The organism is Streptomyces sp. NPDC001714 (genome assembly GCF_042892755.1).
Taxonomy (GTDB): Bacteria; Actinomycetota; Actinomycetes; order Streptomycetales; family Streptomycetaceae; genus Streptomyces.
The window spans coordinates 209,382-224,580 of sequence record NZ_JBIAUL010000012.1 but is presented as its reverse complement, the minus strand read 5'-3'; the positions used below and the strand labels follow the sequence as shown (position 1 = coordinate 224,580).

15 protein-coding genes are annotated in these 15,199 nt (G+C 72.0%); 8 read left to right on the top strand and 7 right to left on the bottom strand.

Going from position 1 to position 15,199, the window contains the following annotated elements:
• The first annotated feature begins 27 nt into the window (after positions 1 to 27).
• A complete protein-coding gene (locus ACFY0P_RS29755; RefSeq protein ID WP_388919655.1) occupies positions 28 to 912 on the top strand; it encodes a LysR substrate-binding domain-containing protein in 885 nt (294 codons plus the stop codon).
• 36 nt (positions 913 to 948) lie between these two features.
• Here ACFY0P_RS29755 and ACFY0P_RS29750 read toward each other — a convergent pair whose 3' ends face one another.
• Positions 949 to 1,371 (bottom strand): heme-binding protein, encoded by a 423-nt coding sequence (locus ACFY0P_RS29750; protein WP_388919652.1) that lies wholly within the window; start codon positions 1,369 to 1,371, stop codon positions 949 to 951.
• Positions 1,372 to 1,492: 121 nt separating this feature from the next.
• Positions 1,493 to 2,134 (bottom strand): TetR/AcrR family transcriptional regulator, encoded by a 642-nt coding sequence (locus ACFY0P_RS29745; RefSeq protein WP_388919649.1) that lies wholly within the window; start codon positions 2,132 to 2,134, stop codon positions 1,493 to 1,495.
• 211 nt (positions 2,135 to 2,345) lie between these two features.
• Here ACFY0P_RS29745 and ACFY0P_RS29740 point away from each other — a divergent pair, with 211 nt between their 5' ends.
• From ACFY0P_RS29740 to ACFY0P_RS29710, 7 genes are all read left to right on the top strand, one after another.
• Positions 2,346 to 3,632 carry a Rieske 2Fe-2S domain-containing protein gene (locus ACFY0P_RS29740; RefSeq protein WP_388919646.1) on the top strand — a complete coding sequence of 429 codons (1,287 nt, stop codon included), beginning with the start codon at positions 2,346 to 2,348 and terminating at the stop codon, positions 3,630 to 3,632.
• 8 nt (positions 3,633 to 3,640) lie between these two features.
• Positions 3,641 to 4,603: a PDR/VanB family oxidoreductase gene (locus ACFY0P_RS29735; RefSeq protein WP_388919643.1), complete on the top strand. Its 963-nt coding sequence runs from the start codon at positions 3,641 to 3,643 to the stop codon at positions 4,601 to 4,603.
• The gene (locus ACFY0P_RS29730; RefSeq protein WP_388919640.1) at positions 4,600 to 5,004 is read left to right on the top strand and encodes a nuclear transport factor 2 family protein; all 405 of its coding nucleotides are present in this window, start codon (positions 4,600 to 4,602) and stop codon (positions 5,002 to 5,004) included. The genes ACFY0P_RS29735 and ACFY0P_RS29730 overlap by 4 nt, the downstream gene beginning before the upstream one ends.
• A gap of 153 nt (positions 5,005 to 5,157) precedes the next feature.
• Complete coding sequence (locus ACFY0P_RS29725; protein WP_388919638.1) at positions 5,158 to 6,648, top strand: aldehyde dehydrogenase; 1,491 nt, start codon at positions 5,158 to 5,160, stop codon at positions 6,646 to 6,648.
• A gap of 234 nt (positions 6,649 to 6,882) precedes the next feature.
• Positions 6,883 to 7,479, top strand: a complete 597-nt coding sequence (locus ACFY0P_RS29720; RefSeq protein ID WP_388919635.1) for a nuclear transport factor 2 family protein — start codon at positions 6,883 to 6,885, stop codon at positions 7,477 to 7,479.
• Positions 7,479 to 8,534, top strand: coding sequence for a maleylacetate reductase (locus ACFY0P_RS29715; protein ID WP_388920012.1), 1,056 nt, complete (start codon positions 7,479 to 7,481; stop codon positions 8,532 to 8,534). Before ACFY0P_RS29720 ends, ACFY0P_RS29715 begins: the two co-directional genes overlap by 1 nt.
• An 11-nt stretch (positions 8,535 to 8,545) precedes the next feature.
• Complete coding sequence (locus tag ACFY0P_RS29710) at positions 8,546 to 9,484, top strand: intradiol ring-cleavage dioxygenase (protein WP_388919632.1); 939 nt, start codon at positions 8,546 to 8,548, stop codon at positions 9,482 to 9,484.
• 62 nt (positions 9,485 to 9,546) lie between these two features.
• On the opposite strand, the gene ACFY0P_RS29705 is transcribed toward ACFY0P_RS29710, so the two are convergent.
• From ACFY0P_RS29705 to ACFY0P_RS29685, 5 genes are all read right to left on the bottom strand, one after another.
• Entirely contained in the window at positions 9,547 to 10,095 is a 549-nt protein-coding gene (locus ACFY0P_RS29705) for a VOC family protein (RefSeq protein ID WP_388919629.1), read from the bottom strand.
• 14 nt (positions 10,096 to 10,109) lie between these two features.
• Entirely contained in the window at positions 10,110 to 10,907 is a 798-nt protein-coding gene (locus ACFY0P_RS29700) for an SDR family NAD(P)-dependent oxidoreductase (RefSeq protein ID WP_388919626.1), read from the bottom strand.
• Entirely contained in the window at positions 10,904 to 12,598 is a 1,695-nt protein-coding gene (locus ACFY0P_RS29695; RefSeq protein ID WP_388919623.1) for a thiamine pyrophosphate-binding protein, read from the bottom strand. The genes ACFY0P_RS29700 and ACFY0P_RS29695 overlap by 4 nt, the downstream gene beginning before the upstream one ends.
• A gap of 191 nt (positions 12,599 to 12,789) precedes the next feature.
• Positions 12,790 to 13,890, bottom strand: a complete 1,101-nt coding sequence (locus ACFY0P_RS29690; RefSeq protein ID WP_388919620.1) for an NAD(P)-dependent alcohol dehydrogenase — start codon at positions 13,888 to 13,890, stop codon at positions 12,790 to 12,792.
• Complete coding sequence (locus ACFY0P_RS29685) at positions 13,887 to 15,074, bottom strand: FAD-dependent monooxygenase (RefSeq protein ID WP_388919617.1); 1,188 nt, start codon at positions 15,072 to 15,074, stop codon at positions 13,887 to 13,889. The genes ACFY0P_RS29690 and ACFY0P_RS29685 overlap by 4 nt, the downstream gene beginning before the upstream one ends.
• Positions 15,075 to 15,199 lie beyond the last annotated feature (125 nt).

Here is a 15,199-nt window from a genome sequence, read left to right as displayed (position 1 = left end):
ATCTCAGCCGATTGATATGGACGGCATATGGATCTTCGGCACCTGCGGTACTTCGTGGCGGTGGCCGAGGAGCGGCATTTCGGCCGGGCCGCCGAGCGGCTGCACATGGCCCAGCCGCCGCTGTCCCAGCAGATCCGCCAGCTGGAGTCGGAGCTCGGCGTCGAGCTGCTGCACCGCACCACCCGGCGCGTCGACCTGACCGAGGCGGGCCGGGCCTACCTGGAGCGGGCGCGCGCGATCCTCGCCGAGGTCGACGAGGCCGCCCATCACGCACGGCTCGTCGCGGGCGGCTCGGTGGGCCACCTCGCGATCGGGTGTGTCGGTTCGGCGACGTACAGCCTCCTGCCCGCGCTCTCGCGTCGGCTCACGGAGGAGCTTCCGGGCGTCGACTTCTCCTTCCGCGGCGAGATGCTCGCCCCCGACCAGGTCGAGGCCCTGCGCACCGGCGCGATCGACGTCGCGCTGCTGCGTCCGCCCGCGGCCGACCTCTCCCTCACGGTGCACACCCTGCGCCGCGACGGGCTCGTCGTCGCCGTGCCGGTCGACCACGCGCTCGCCCGCCGCAAACGGCTGCGGATCACGGACCTCGCCGGTGCCGACCTGATCGTGCACTCCGCCGACCGGCGGTCGGTGATGTACGACGTCGTCCTGGGCCTGCTGCGCGACGCCGGCGTGGAGCCGCACATCCGCCACGAGGTCGGCGAGACCTCGACCCTGGTCACGCTCGTGGCCGGCGGCCTCGGCGTCGCGGTCGTGCCCGAGCCCGTGACCGCCCTGGCGCTCGACGGAGTCGCCTACCGCCCGCTGACCGGGGCCGACGCCCGTGTGGAGCTCGCCGTCGCCCATCGCGCCGACCGCTCCGAGCCGCATCTGGCACGTACGGTCGGGATCATCCGGACGACGATGAAATAGGCCCGCCCGGCCGGCGTCGGGGGGCGGTCGCGTCGCCTACGCGACGATCTTCGTGACGGAGTCCAGGGCCTGCTGCGCGATGCGGTCGTCGGTCACGTCGTCCGCTCCGCCCACGCCGATGGCGCCGATGACCTCCCCGTCCGCCGTGACGATCGGCACGCCGCCGGCGACCGGCAACAGGTTCGAGTCGACCAGGTGAGGGGGCGCGACCTGCATCTGAGGGGAGGCCGCGAAGGCCGCGAACTTGGCGGTCGGCACTCCGCTCACGGCCGAGGTGTAGGCCTTGCGTCGCGCGGTCTCGACCCCGAGGAGCCCCACGCCGTCGTCGCTGAGGAGGACCTTGGTCACGCCGCTTCGGTTGACCACGACGGCGCACACCTTGTGGCCCTCGGCTCTGCCCGCCTCCAGGGCGGCGACTGCGGCGCCGTGCGCGATCTCGTAGCTGAGGGGCTCTCGCATGGGGCGGTTCCTTCCCTGGCCGGCCGCGGGCTCGAGCGGCCGCCGTCCGTGGCGTCAGCCCAGTATGTGACCGCACCCCCCAGATGTGAAGAGGTGCTCGCATTCACATCGGGGCCCCGGCTCACCGTCCCGGCGTGCCGAGCAGGTACCGGCAGGCGACGTCCACCAGTTCGTCGGTCAGCTGATGCCACGTCAGTGGCCGGTCCGACTCGAAGAGATCGCCGTACAGCACACGGTTCTGGCAGGTCCCGTAGATCAGGCGGTAGACGACGTCCAGGCGCCGCTCCGGATCCGGCCCGTCGATCATCGGCACGATCGGCTCCAGGAACCGCCGGAAGACCCGGTCGGCGTCGATGGCGGCCTCCGACCCGACCCGGGCCACCGCGGGATCGGTCGCGCCCGCGGCCAGGAAGACGCGCATCAGCCGCTCGTGCGCCTGGTAGGTGTCGGTGAGTCCGGTGACCGCCGAGGCGACCAGCGCGCTCGGCTCCGTGCTCAGCGGGGCGAAGCGGCGGACGATGTCGGCGTTGAACTGCTCGATCATGTCGTGCTGCAGGGCCGCGATGAGGCGGTCCTTGTCGCCGAACCGCCGGTAGACGCTGCCGACCGCGACCCCTGCCCGGGCGGCGACGGCCGCGACGGTGAGCGCCTCGGTGCCGCCCTCTTCGAGGAGGGCGGTGCCCGCCTCCAGGATCCGCTGCTGGGTCAGCCGGCTGCGGGCCTGCTGTGCCGGCGGCAGGTCGAATGACGGTTCGGTACTCACCGTCCCAGCCTATACACCGTCGGAAGCGGCCCCGCTGGTCCGCCGGGGCGGGCCGGTGCGTGGACATGACCCTTGACGCTGCGCGGACGTAATGCGAATGTGAATGCACAATCCTATTCGAGGACCGCACGCGACGGTGCCCTCGCAGGTGATCCCCCACTGCCCTGCCCACGCCACCGCTGTGCGCCCGAGCCGCACGGGAGACAGCATCATGACCACCACGTCAGACCTCGACACGGGTACGGCCTACGGCCGCCCGAAGCCCTCGTACAACGCCCGGCTGCGCCAGGTCGGCCCCGGTACTCCCATGGGCGAGGCACTGCGCCGCTACTGGCACCCGATCGCCAGCTCGGAGACGCTCCTCGCCGGGGCCCTGCCAAAGAAGACCCGTGTGCTGGGCGAGGACCTGGTCGTGTTCCGGGACGGGCAGGGCAGGCCCGGTGTGGTGATCGAGCGCTGCGCCCATCGCGGCGCCAGCCTCTACTACGGCCGGGTCGAGGACGACGGCATCCGCTGCTGCTACCACGGCTGGAAGTTCGACGTCGAGGGCCGCTGCGTCGAGCAGGCCTGCGAGCCGGGCCTGGGGCGCAGGCGCGACGCCGCCCGGCAGCCGTGGTACCCCGTCCAGGAGCGCTACGGCCTGGTCTTCGTCTACATGGGCCCGCCCGAGCTGAAGCCCGAACTCCCGCGCTACGACGTCCTGGAGAACCCCGCCGAGGACGAGCGGTACTTCGCGAGCTGGCCGGTCCCGCACGCCGCGGTCCTCGGCATGCCGGCCGACTTCAACTGGCTCAACATGTACGAGAACGGCGCCGACCCGACCCATGTCACCTGGCTCCACTCCACGCACAGCGGTTACCAGATGCTGGGCACCGGCACCTTCGGCTATCCCGAGAGCTTCTTCGACCCGGCCACCATCGCCGACCGCGTGACGTACGAACGCACCGACCACGGCGTGAAGTACGTCCAGCGCTTCGAGGTCGAGGGCGAGAACGGCGAGGTCACCGAGTACGGGTTCGCCGTCGAGCAGCACCTGCCCACCATCTTCGGCCTGCCCGACTACGTGCGGATGAGCCCCGACAAGCCGGACCAGCTGCTGTGGCTGGTGCCCTCCGACGACACCAGCAACCGGCTCTTCTTCTCGATCCGCGCCAACGACCCCGAGCGCATGGTCCGCTTCGTCGTCGGCATCACGCAGAACGGCAAGCAGAACCACGAGCTGACCGACGAGGAACGCCACCAGTTCCCCGGCGACGCGGAGGCCCAGGGCTCGCAGGGAGCCATCACCCTGGACTCCGAGGAAACCCTGGCCACCTCGGACCGCGGCGTCGTCATGCTGCGCCGCATGCTGCTGGCGATGGTCGACGACGTCGAGGCGGGACGCGACCCCATCAACATCGTCCGCGACCCCTCGCACGTCCATCGCACCCAGTCCGGCCTCTTCACCCTCGGCAAACGCCCCGCGGGCGAGGGCGCCCCGGCCGCCGCCGGCGTCTGAGTCCGGCCATGAGCGACGAGTGGCTCGACACCATCGTGGTCGGCCGGCGCGAGGCGACCGCCCGGATCGTGGTGCTCGACCTGATCGGCCCCGACGGCACCGACCTTCCCGAGTTCGCCCCCGGTGCCCACGTCGACGTCCTGGTGGACGGTTCGGACGGGCTGGTCCGCCAGTACTCCCTGTGCGGGCCGCCGCACGACCGCACCCGCTACCGGCTGGCGGTGCTGGCCGAGACCGCCTCACGCGGCGGCTCGCTCGGCATGCACCGCCTGCGCGAGGGCGACCGGCTGCGGATCTCGCCTCCACGCAACAGGTTCGGCGTCTCCGACACGGCGCGCCGCCATCTACTGGTGGCCGGCGGTATCGGCGTCACCCCACTGCTGGCCATGGCGCACGCGCTCGACGCGGCGGGCGCGGAGTACGCATTGCACTACTGCGCCCGCAGCCGGGCCGACGCGGCGTTCCTCGACGAACTGGAGCACCACCCCCGCGTCCGGCTGCACTTCGACGACGGCCCGGACGACCAGCGGTTCGCGGTCGCCACCGACATCGGCCGGCCCGACCCCGACACGGCGGTCTACGTCTGCGGCCCCGGCGGCTTCATGGACTTCGTGATCTCCTCGGCCCTCGCCGCGGGGTGGCCCGCCGAGGCAATCCACAAGGAACGCTTCGCGCCGACGGAGAGCACCGAGGCGCACAAGGCGGGCGGGACCTTCACGGTGCGGCTCGCCAAGAGCGGCGGCGACTACGACGTCAAGGAGGGCGACAGCGTCCTCGACGTCCTGCTCGCCCACGGCGTCGACGCCCCCTACTCCTGCCGGCAGGGCATCTGCGGTGAGTGCATCGTGCGCGTGCTCGCCGGGGAGCCCGACCACCGCGACGACATCCTGACCGACCGGGAACGCGCCGACGGCATGTTCACCACGTGCTCGTCGCGCGCCCTCTCACCGACTCTGGAGCTGGACCTGTGACCACTACCCTTCCCGCCGCCGCGGCGACCGTCGAGGCCGTCGAGCGGGCGGAGGCCGCATGGCTCACCGCCCTCACCGAGGGCGAGGACGCGATGATCGCCCTCATGCTCGAGGACGGCCGGGCCATCCACGGCCCAGTCGGAAAGATCGACGACCCCCGGACCTTCGCCCACTTCACCTGGACCCGCCGCCGGCACGTCTTCGCGAAGGCCGAGGAACTCAGCATCACGGTGCGCGGCAACACCGCCATCACCACCTGCCTCCAGGAGATGCACATCGTCTTCGACGAGAACCTCCCGCCCTTCCCGGTCCAGGAGACGGTGACCCGGGTGTGGGAGGAGACCCCGGAGGGCTGGCGCCTGGCCCATCTGCACCAGGCCAAGCGCATGCCACCGGTCTGACGCCCCGGAGGATCGACCCGCCCTGTGCTCACGCCGCTGTTCGATGAACGGACAAGAGGCTTCAGGGTGGGCGGCCGGCCATCGAAAGTTCGACATGAAGGGTTCCTGCGGCGGTCGACGACGATCGCCGCTGTTGTGGAGATGAGGCAACACATGTCAGCCACTGAGATCGAGGCACCCACGTCCGGCGCGGTCCGGACCAGCGACCTCCTCATCGCGGGCGAGCACGTCGCGGCCAAGGACGGCCGCTACTTCGAGACCGTCGAGGCCCTGACCGGCGAACCCGTCGCCCGGGTCGCGGCGGCCGGCGTCGACGACGTGAACCTCGCGGTGGACGCCGCCGCGGCGGCACTGCCGGAGTGGTCGGGATTGCCGCCGGCCGCACGGCGGGCGGTGCTGGAACGCGCGGCCGTGCTGCTCGGTGAGCGCACCGACGACATCGTCGCCACGATGAGCCGCGAGATGGGCGCCACCCTCCCGTGGTGCGGCTTCAACGTGCACGTCGCCAAGGGCATGCTCGTCGAAGCGGCGGCCCAGGCCTACGCGGCCGTCGGCGAGGTCATCCCGTCGGACGTGCCAGGCCTCACCGCCCTCGCCGTCCGCCAGCCGGTCGGCGTCGTCGTGGGCATCGCGCCCTGGAACGCGCCGCTGATCCTCGGCGTGCGCGCCGTCGTGTGGCCGCTGGTGTGGGGCAACACCGTGGTGCTGAAGTCCTCCGAGCAGACCCCGCTCACCCAGGCCGCCATCGTCCAGGTGCTGCACGACGCCGGCGTGCCCGCCGGAGCGGTCAACCTCATCAGCAACGCCCCCGAGGACGGCCCGGCCGTCGTCGAGGCCCTGATCGCGCACCCCGCCGTGACCCGCGTCAACTTCACCGGATCCAGCAGGGTCGGCCGCATCATCGGCGAACTCGGCGGCCGCCACCTGACCCGGGTCGTCCTCGAACTCGGCGGCAAGGCACCCTTTCTGGTCCTCCCCGACGCGGACCTGGAGGAGGCCGCCGCGGCGGCGAGCTTCGGCGCCTTCATGAACCAGGGCGAGATCTGCATGTCGACCGAGCGGGTCATCGTCGACCGGACCGTGGCCGACGAGCTCTCCTCCCGCCTGGCCGAGCGGGCCGCGAAGTTGGTCGTCGGCCCCCCGAGCGACCCCGCCTCACAGATCGGCCCGCTGGTCCACGCCGCCGCCCGCGACCACGTGGTCGAGCTGATCGAGGACGCCCGCGCCAAGGGCGCCCAGGTCCTGACCGGCGGCACGGCGGACGGGCTGTTCGTGAAGCCCACCGTGCTGCGCGGAGTCACACCGGACATGCGCGTCTACCAGGAGGAGACCTTCGGACCGGTGGTCTCGATCATCGAGGTCGACTCCACCGACGAGGCCGTCGCCGTCGCCAACGACACCGAGTACGGGCTCTCCGCCGCCGTGTTCGGCAAGGACGCCGCCGCGGCCCTCGACGTGGCCCGCCGTATCAGGTCGGGTATCTGCCACGTCAACGGCGCCACCGTGCACGACGAACCCCAGATGCCCTTCGGCGGCGTCGGAGCCAGCGGCTGGGGCCGCTTCGGCTCCCGCGCCGCGCTGGAGGAGTTCACCGAACTGCGCTGGATCACCATCCAGTCCGGATCCCGCCACTACCCCATCTGACGATGCGACGAGGCCGTAGGGCGCACGCGACACGGCGTGCGCCGCGCCCCGGGGCCTCACTGCCCTGGGTGTGGTGTCTTGCCGCGGCGTTCTGCCCGGAAGTGGCCGCGGCATGGCTGGTGGATGCCCGCGAGAGGAAAGCCGCGCAGCAACTCACCCGAGAGCTGGAGGAGTTCCTCCGGTCCGTCTGACGAGACCCCGCCACCGGAGGTCTCCCACTCCAAGGAGTCAACAATGTCGCAGGCGGACACCGACCGCCACGAGATCCGGCAGCTCGTCGAGGACTGGGCACTGTGGCGCGACGCCGGGGACTGGACCCGCTTCGCCACGGTCTGGCATCCGCGGGACGGCTGGATGAACGCCACCTGGTTCCAGGGCAGCGCCACCGACTTCATCAAGGCCAGCCGCGAGGGCTTCGAGAACGGCGTCAGCATTCTCCACTTCCTGGGCGGCCACACCGCGGACGTCGCCGGCGACCGGGCCGTCGCCCAGACGAAGATGACCATCAACCAGCGCGCGAGCGTCGACGGCGTGGAGGTCGACGTCGTCTGCACCGGCCGCTTCTACGACTTCCTCGCCCGCCACGCGGGACGCTGGACCCTTGTACGCAGGCAGCCGATCTACGAGAAGGACCGACTCGACACCGTGGACCCGGCGGCCCGGCTGACGTTGGACCCCGGCCTTCTGGACCGCTTCCCGACCGGCTACCGGCACCTGGCCTACGTACAGGCCAAGGCCGGTTTCACCGTGAAGGACGGCCTGCCCGGCCTCACCGGCGCGGCGGTCGAACAGCTCTACTCGGAAGGTGAGAGATGGCTGACGGGAGCCTGATGAGGTTCACCCACCAGACCCTTCCCCAGCGCGTGGTGTTCGCGGCCGGAACGTCGCCCGCCGCGGTGGCGGCGGAGGTCGAGGCACAGGGCGCGTCCAGGGCCGTGCTGATCGCCTCGGACCGGGAGAAGGAGCTCGCCGATCCGATCGCCGAGAGGATCCCGGTCGTCCTGCGCCACGAAGAGGTCGTGATGCACGTACCGGTCGAGGTCGCCCGGCGCGCCCGGCGTGCGGCCGCCGACTCCGGCGCGGACATCCTGGTCAGCGTCGGCGGCGGCTCGACCACGGGCCTGGCCAAGGCGGTGGCACTGACCACCGGGCTGCCGATCGTGGCCGTCCCCACCACCTACGCCGGCTCCGAGGCGACCGACGTCTGGGGCCTGACCGAGGGGGAGACCAAGACCACCGGCACCGACGCCCGGGTGCTGCCCGCGTCGGTCGTGTACGACGCCGCTCTCCTGACCACCCTGCCCGGCGAGCTGACCGTCGCCAGCGGTCTGAACGCGCTGGCGCACTGCGTGGACTCGATGTGGGGCCCGCGTGCCGACCCGATCGACCGGGCGCTGGCACAGGAGGGCATCCGCGCGCTGGCGACCGGCCTGCCGGCGGTGGCCGGCGCTCCGACCGGGCTCACCGGCATCGAGCAGACGCTGTACGGCGCCTACCTCGCCGCGGTCGCCTTCGCCTCGGCCGGCTCCGGGATGCACCACAAGCTCTGCCATGTCCTCGGCGGCATGTTCAACCTCCCGCACGCCCAGACCCACGCGGTGGTGCTGCCGTACGTGCTGGCCTTCAACGCCCCGCACGCGCCCGCGGCCGAGGCCCGCGTCGCCCGCGCCTTCGGGACCGACACCGCGAACGCCGGTCTGGCCGCGCTGCGCCGGACGCTGGACGCGCCGCGCGCCCTGCGCGACCTCGGCATGCCCGAGGACGGCATCGCCAAGGCGCGGGAGCCGATCACCAGGGCGATCCCCGCCGACAACCCCACACCCGTCACCGACGAGAACCTGACCGCGCTGCTGAAGGCGGCGTGGGCCGGCCACCCGATCGAATGAAAGAGGCCGTCATGGCTACCTACGTCAACCCCGGCTCGGCCCAGGCCGGTGCCGACGCCGTCGTCCAGCGAGAGGTGTCACCGGAGCAACGGGCGGTCGAGCAGCGGCTCGTGGACGACGTCGTGGCCTCCTTCGACGGGTGCGGCGACCCGCGGCTGAGGGAGCTCATGGTCTCGCTGGTCAGGCACCTGCACTCCTTCGTCCGCGAGGTCCGGCTCACCGAGGAGGAGTGGGGAGCGGCGATCGACTTCCTCACCAGGGCCGGCCACATCACCGACGAGGTCCGGCAGGAGTTCATCCTGCTGTCCGACACCCTCGGCACGAGCATGCAGACGATCAACGTCAACAACCAGGCCTACCGGGGCGCCACCGAGGCCACCGTCTTCGGGCCCTTCTTCGTCGAGGACGCCCCACGCATCGAACTCGGCGGGGACCTGGCCTTCGGCGCGCCCGGTGAGCCCTGCTGGGTCGAGGGCACCGTCACCGGAACCGACGGCACCCCGCTCGCCGGCGCGCGGATCGAGGTGTGGGAGGCCGACGAGGACGGGCTCTACGACGTGCAGTACGACGCCGGCAAACGCGCCGGCCGTGCGCATCTGTTCACCGCCGCCGACGGTGGCTACCGTTTCTGGGGGCTGACTCCGACGCCGTACCCCATCCCCGACGACGGGCCCGTGGGCAAGATGCTCGACGCGGTCGGCCGCTCGCCGCTGCGCGCCGCACACCTGCACTTCATGGTGTCCCACGAGGGGGCGCGCACCCTGGTGACGCACATCTTCCCCGAGGGCGATCCCATCGGCCGCAAGGACACCGTCTTCGGCGTCAAGGACTCGCTGATCAAGCGGTTCGAGCGGCAGCCCGCGGGCACGGCGACGCCTGACGGGCGTGCCGTCGACGGCACGTGGAGCCGGGTGCGCTTCGACATCGTCCTGGCCCCCGCGGGGGTATGACCTCAACACGCGCCTCGGGGGCGGTCCGACAGGACCGCCCCCGAGGCGCGATGGCCGCCTGATCAGTTCGGCAGCAGCTCCGCGAAGTCGCGCACCGGTCGCGAACCGTCCCAGCCGACCGAGGCCCGCCAGGCCGCCGTGAAGATCTCGCGTGTGATCGCGTTGTCCTGGACCAGCTCGATCATTCCGGGGGCGTCCGCCCCGCCGTCCAGGAAGTAGACGTCACCGCCCGGGGACAGGTCGTGGAAGACGACCGTCGCTCCGCGCGACGTACGACGCGCGACCTCTGCCCTGACGTCCGGGACGATCCTGGCGACGTGGTGGAAGCCGTGACCGTGGCGTTCACGGGCCTCCTTGTAGATGGACGGCTCGTCGTCGAGGGTCTGGGCGAGCTCGACCATGAGGTGGCCGGAGAAGGCGAGGGCGAGGGTGAACTCGGCCTTCCCCGGCGCACCGCGGTAGGTGGAGCCCTCGCCGCCGAGTCTGGCGTTCACGAACCAGGGCCCGACGCAGAGGTGGTCCGTCCACCAGCGCATCCCGGCGGTGAGGTCGGGGACGGCGTAGGCGACCTGGACGACGGCGTCGGTCGGCTGACCGAAGGGGAACTCCATGGAGTGCTGCCTGTCTATGCGGAGGGGCGGACGAAGCCGGTGAGGCCACCGTCCACGAGGAGGGCCGTACCGGTGATGTAGCCGGCCTCGGACGAGGCCAGGAAGAGCACGGCGTCGGCGAGTTCCTCCGGCTCTCCCTCCCGGAGCATGGGCGTGCTGAGCCTGAGCCGCTCCCGGAAGGCGTCCGCTCCGCCGGGCGGCAGGCCCGTCGTGCGGGCGGAGATGTCGGTGTTCATGCCGGCCGGAATGACGATGTTGACCCGGATGCCCTCCGCGACGACCTCGGCGGCGAGGACGCGGGTGAGGTGCTCCAGCGCGGCCTTGCTGGCCCCGTACGCGGCGGTGCCCGCGCTGGCCCGGCGGCCGGCCGCCGAGCCGCAGAAGACGACCGCCCCGCCGGGCGCGAGCAGGGGCCTGAGGCCCTGCATGAAGAAGAACGAGCCCTTGACATTGGTGTCGAAGACCCTGTCCCAGGTGGCCTCGTCCATGTCGTCGAGGCGCTTCATGCCCGCGTGCCCCGCGTTGATGTACGCGGCGTCCACACGGTCGACTTCCGCGGCGACCTCGGTGAGCGCGGCCTTGATGCCGGCCACGGAGGAGAGGTCCGCGGAGACGGCGACCGTGCCGTCGCCGATCAGCTCGCTCGCGGTCTTCAACTGGTCGGGGTCGCGCGCGATGACGACCACGCGTGCGCCTTCGCGCGCGAAGGCCCGTGCGGTCGCCAGACCGAGCCCCCGGCTGCCGCCGGTGACGAGGCAGGTCTTGCCGAGGAAGCGCTGCCGCCGGTCCTGGACGGGCAGCTCGCGGCTCACGCGTCCACCTCGATGCCGCCGAAGGGGGCCCCGCCGTTGAGGACGCGCTCCTCCGGAGGGATGGGGGCGAGGCTCACACGTACGTCGATGCACGTCGGCCGGCGGGCCGCGAGGGCGGCTTCGATCGCCGGGCGCAGCTGGGCCGGCTCCGTCACGTCGACCCCGTCCGCGCCGAGCGCGCGTGCCACCGCGCTGTAGGAGCCGTTCTCCAGACGGTTGTTGGTGACGCGGTCCGCGCCGAAGAGGAACTGCTGGGTGTGCAGGGTGGCGCCCCAGGCCCGGTTGTTGAGGACGATCACGACGACCGGGAGTCCGGCCCGGACCAGGGTGTCGAACTCGGCGAGGCTGTAGCCGACGGCGCCGTCGCCGGTGACGAGGATCGTCGACCTGTCGGCGGCCGCGTACTGCGCGCCCAGCGCCACACCGAAGTTGCTGCCCATCGAACTGAGGTAGCCGTGCCCGAGATAGTGGGCCAGCGGCGCGAGCGCGATCGTCTCGGAGAGCCACAGTTCGGTCAGGGCGCCGTCGACCACGACGGTCGCCTCGTCGGGAACGCTCTCGGCGATCGTGCGGACCGCGAGGTACGGGTGGATCGCGCCCTCGTGGTCCTCGATCTCGGCGGCGAGCGCGGAGCGCCGGGTGGCCGAGACGTCCCGCAGGGTGTCCAGCCACGCGTCGCGTCCCGGCGGGAGGGGCGTGTCGCCCAGGCGCTCGTTCAGCAGGCCGACCGTGCCGACCGGGTCGGCCTGGACGCCGAGTTCGACGTCCTGCAACCGGCCGAGCTCCCGCCCGTCGGGGTCGATCTGGAAGAGCCGGGCGCTCTTGGGAAGCAGCCGGCCGGTGCCGAACTGGGTGGTCATGCCGAACCGCAGCCCGAGCATCAGGACCAGGTCGGGACGCTCGTCCTCGGGGACGGTGGCCAGGGTCTGGACGAGACCGACCTGCTGTGCGGAGCCGGTGATCGCGCCGAGGCCCTCCCAGTCGGAGAAGAGGGGCACTCCGGTACGGGCGGCGAACTCATGCAGTCGCGCGCGGGCTTCGGCGGTCACGAAGGACTTGCCGACGAGCGCGACCGGTCGCCGGGCGGTGCCCAGTGCGCCGAGGATGCGGTCGACGGCACCGGCGGGGGAGACGCCGGTGCCGTCGACCTCGACGCGGTAGTCGTCGACCTCGTCGACGTCCACCGACTGGCGCAGGACGTCCCAGGGAATGTCGAGGAGCACCGGGCCCCTGGGCTCCGACAGCGCGGTACGGATCGCCTGGGCGACCAGGCGGGGGATCAGCTCGGTGCGGGTGACGCGGTGCGCGAACTTGGTCACCGGGGTGGCCATGGCGACCTGGTCGAACCCCGCCTGCTGGTCGTTGACCTGGTCCGTCTCCAGCGGACCGGAGCCGGCGATGTACAGCACGGGGGTGCGGTCCAGATGGGCGTTGGCCACCGAGGTCAGGACGTTGGTGAAGCCGCCGCCCGCCGTGACGACGGCGACCCCCAGATCCCCGGTGACGCGCGCGTATCCCTCGGCCGCGTGGCCGGCGTTCATCTCGTGACGCACGTCGACGACGCGGAGCTTGGCGTCCAGGGAGTCCTGGAGAATGCCGTCGACGTGCGCTCCGGGCAGCCCGAAGGCCACGGTGACCCCGGCTCGCTGAAGGGCCCGAACGACGAGTGCGCTACCGGTTGCGGTTGCCATTCGATGGTCCGCCTCTCTGGGCGATTCAAGGTGTTGACACGTACGGGGCGCAGCCTTGGTCCGGGCTGCCCGTACCGGAGTCTCCGATCCCTTCTGGCCTGGGACAATGGGGGTGTTCGTTGGACGGTCAGGGCCTTGCCCGGCGAGGGGGACCCGAGACCGCGTGGACGGGCCCGTTCGCGGAAGCGATGTCAGCTCTCCGGCATCCTGAGCACGGCCTTGATCACCCGCCCCGAGGCGGTCTCCGTCCACGCCCTGGCGAAGTCGCCGAAGGGGAACTCCTCGATCAGCCGGTCGAAGGGGAACCGCTTCGCCCGCCAGTACTCGACCAGCCGGGGGATCAGGGTGTGGGGGTTCGCCGAGCCGCCGATGATGCCCTGCAGTCTGCGGCCGCCGGCCAGCAGGAAGCCGGTGTCAGGGACCCAGGTGCCCGCGGGCGGGGCCACATAGCCGAGGGTGCCCTCCACGCCCAGGCAGGCCGTCGCGGTCGTGTAGACGGACGGAACGTTCGCGGTGACGTACGCGAAGTCGAACCCGTCGGGTTCGATCCGCCGCAGTTCCTGGTCGGCGCCGGCGTCACCCGGCACGGCGTCGGTCGCCCCCAGCTCCACGGCGAGTTCGAGCCGGGACCGGCTGACGTCCACGGCGACGACGCGCCGGGCGCCCGCGAGCCGGGCCGCCATCACGGCCGCGAGCCCCACGCCTCCGGTGCCGAACACCGCGATCGACTGCCCGGGCCGGAGCCGGAACGCCTCCAGGACCGACCCCGCACCCGTGATGACGCCGCAGTCGAGCGGCCCCATCAGGTGCAGGGGCACGTCCTTCGGGAGGAGGACCGCGCTGCGGGCCGGTGCCAGCGCGTACGTCGCGAAGGACGACTGTCCGAAGAACATCGCCGCGACCCGCTCCCCGGACCGGGTGACCGGGGAGCTGCCGTCGAGCCGGGCCCCGCCGAAGGCGACGCGCATCGCCTCCCGGCAGTAGGTGGGCCGCGCGTCGAGGCATCGGGGGCACACACCGCAGGAGTTGCCGGAGAGCACCACGTGGTCGCCGGGCACCAGGCGCGTCACCCCGGCGCCGACCGCCGCCACGACACCCGCGCCCTCGTGCCCGAGCACGATCGGCCGCGGCACGGGCAGCCCGCGGCCCTGGTGCGCGTTGACGTCGGTGTGGCAGATGCCCGTGGCCACGACCCGCACGAGAACCTCGTCCGGCCGCGGATCCTCGAGATCGACCTCTTCGAGACCGGGGACGGCCCGGCCCGCACGGGACACCGCGGCGGTGATCTTCATGAGAGGGCGACCTCCGGGTCGTACGCGTAGATCCAGCCGTTCGTCCGCAGCGGGTCGGACTCCGCGTACGCGCGGTCGCGCGCCCGCTGCTCGGGGCCGTCCGGGAGGTGGTTGACGTGCGACCTGCCGTGCGACACCTCCTGGAGGCGTGCCGTGCGGGGGCGGCGCAGTTCCTCGTAGCGTCCCAGCGCCCGGACCGGGGCGTCCGGGGCCGCCCCGAGGCAGAGCGCGAGGGCGGCCGCGTCCTCGATCGCCTGGGCCGCGCCCTGGGCGAAGAACGGGAACATCGGGTGGGCGGCGTCGCCGAGGAGGGTCGCGTTGCCGCGGTTCCAGCGGTCGAGGGGCTCGCGGTCGAGCAGGGCCCAGCGTCCCGGTGTCTCGGCGGCCCGGATCAGCTCCACCAGCCGCGGATCCCAGCCGGCGAACTCGTCGAGGAGTTCCCGGACCGTCGCGGTCGCCGTCCACGACTCCACGCTGTCGACCCCGGCCGGTGCGAAGGCGACGAGGTTGACGTACTCCTCGCCGGAGACCGGATAGTGCACGAGGTGGTGGTCGGGGCCGATCCAGAGGGTCTGGGCGCGCCGCCGGGCGAACTCGGGTGCCTTCTCGGCCGGTACGAGGGCCCGGTATGCGCAGATGCCGGACTCCCGGGCGTGCGTGGGTCCGACGACGGCGCCGCGCACACGGGAGTGGACGCCGTCGGCGCCGATGAGGACGTCCGGGCGTACCGTCTCGCCGTCCTCGAACCGCAGCACCGCGCGGTCGTCCTCGAACTCGACCGCGACGCAGCGCTTGCCGAGGTGGATCGAGCGCACGGGGACGGCCGACCGCAGGGCGTCCAGCAGGTCGGCGCGGTGGGCGGCGTAGGTGTGCTCGCCGTAGAGGCGGATGCATCCCTCCTCCAGGTTCTCCGCGGAGAGCACGGCGCCGTTCTCCCAGCGCCGGAACTCCCAGCCGATCTCCATGCGGACGGCGCGCTCGACGAACCGGTCCAGCACGCCCAGCCGGCGGAGCAGGCGGGCGGCGTTGGGTGCGATCACCAGGCCGGCACCCACCTCCGTCAGCGCGGCGGCCTGTTCGTAGACCTCGCTCTCGAAGCCCTGGTCGCGCAGGAACGCGGCGGTCGCGAGGCCCCCGATACCGCCGCCGAGGATCGCGATCTTGGGGCCGTCTGCTGTGCTCATGGTCTTTCACTCCCGTTGGCCTTGACGACTGGCTGCACGCAAGGGTCCGTCACGATGTGCGTTGATAGAACAGATCTATCCATCCAACGAACATCACGGGTAGGGTGAGCAGGGTCACGAGCCGC

Coding starts and splice junctions, on each gene's coding strand:
- ACFY0P_RS29715 (WP_388920012.1), top strand. CDS start 7,479: ATGAGGTTCACCCACCAGACCCTTCCCCAGCGCGTGGTGTTCGCGGCC.
- ACFY0P_RS29725 (WP_388919638.1), top strand. CDS start 5,158: ATGTCAGCCACTGAGATCGAGGCACCCACGTCCGGCGCGGTCCGGACC.
- ACFY0P_RS29750 (WP_388919652.1), bottom strand. CDS start 1,371: ATGCGAGAGCCCCTCAGCTACGAGATCGCGCACGGCGCCGCAGTCGCC.
- ACFY0P_RS29710 (WP_388919632.1), top strand. CDS start 8,546: ATGGCTACCTACGTCAACCCCGGCTCGGCCCAGGCCGGTGCCGACGCC.
- ACFY0P_RS29685 (WP_388919617.1), bottom strand. CDS start 15,074: ATGAGCACAGCAGACGGCCCCAAGATCGCGATCCTCGGCGGCGGTATC.
- ACFY0P_RS29735 (WP_388919643.1), top strand. CDS start 3,641: ATGAGCGACGAGTGGCTCGACACCATCGTGGTCGGCCGGCGCGAGGCG.
- ACFY0P_RS29720 (WP_388919635.1), top strand. CDS start 6,883: ATGTCGCAGGCGGACACCGACCGCCACGAGATCCGGCAGCTCGTCGAG.
- ACFY0P_RS29695 (WP_388919623.1), bottom strand. CDS start 12,598: ATGGCAACCGCAACCGGTAGCGCACTCGTCGTTCGGGCCCTTCAGCGA.
- ACFY0P_RS29755 (WP_388919655.1), top strand. CDS start 28: ATGGATCTTCGGCACCTGCGGTACTTCGTGGCGGTGGCCGAGGAGCGG.
- ACFY0P_RS29740 (WP_388919646.1), top strand. CDS start 2,346: ATGACCACCACGTCAGACCTCGACACGGGTACGGCCTACGGCCGCCCG.
- ACFY0P_RS29690 (WP_388919620.1), bottom strand. CDS start 13,890: ATGAAGATCACCGCCGCGGTGTCCCGTGCGGGCCGGGCCGTCCCCGGT.
- ACFY0P_RS29705 (WP_388919629.1), bottom strand. CDS start 10,095: ATGGAGTTCCCCTTCGGTCAGCCGACCGACGCCGTCGTCCAGGTCGCC.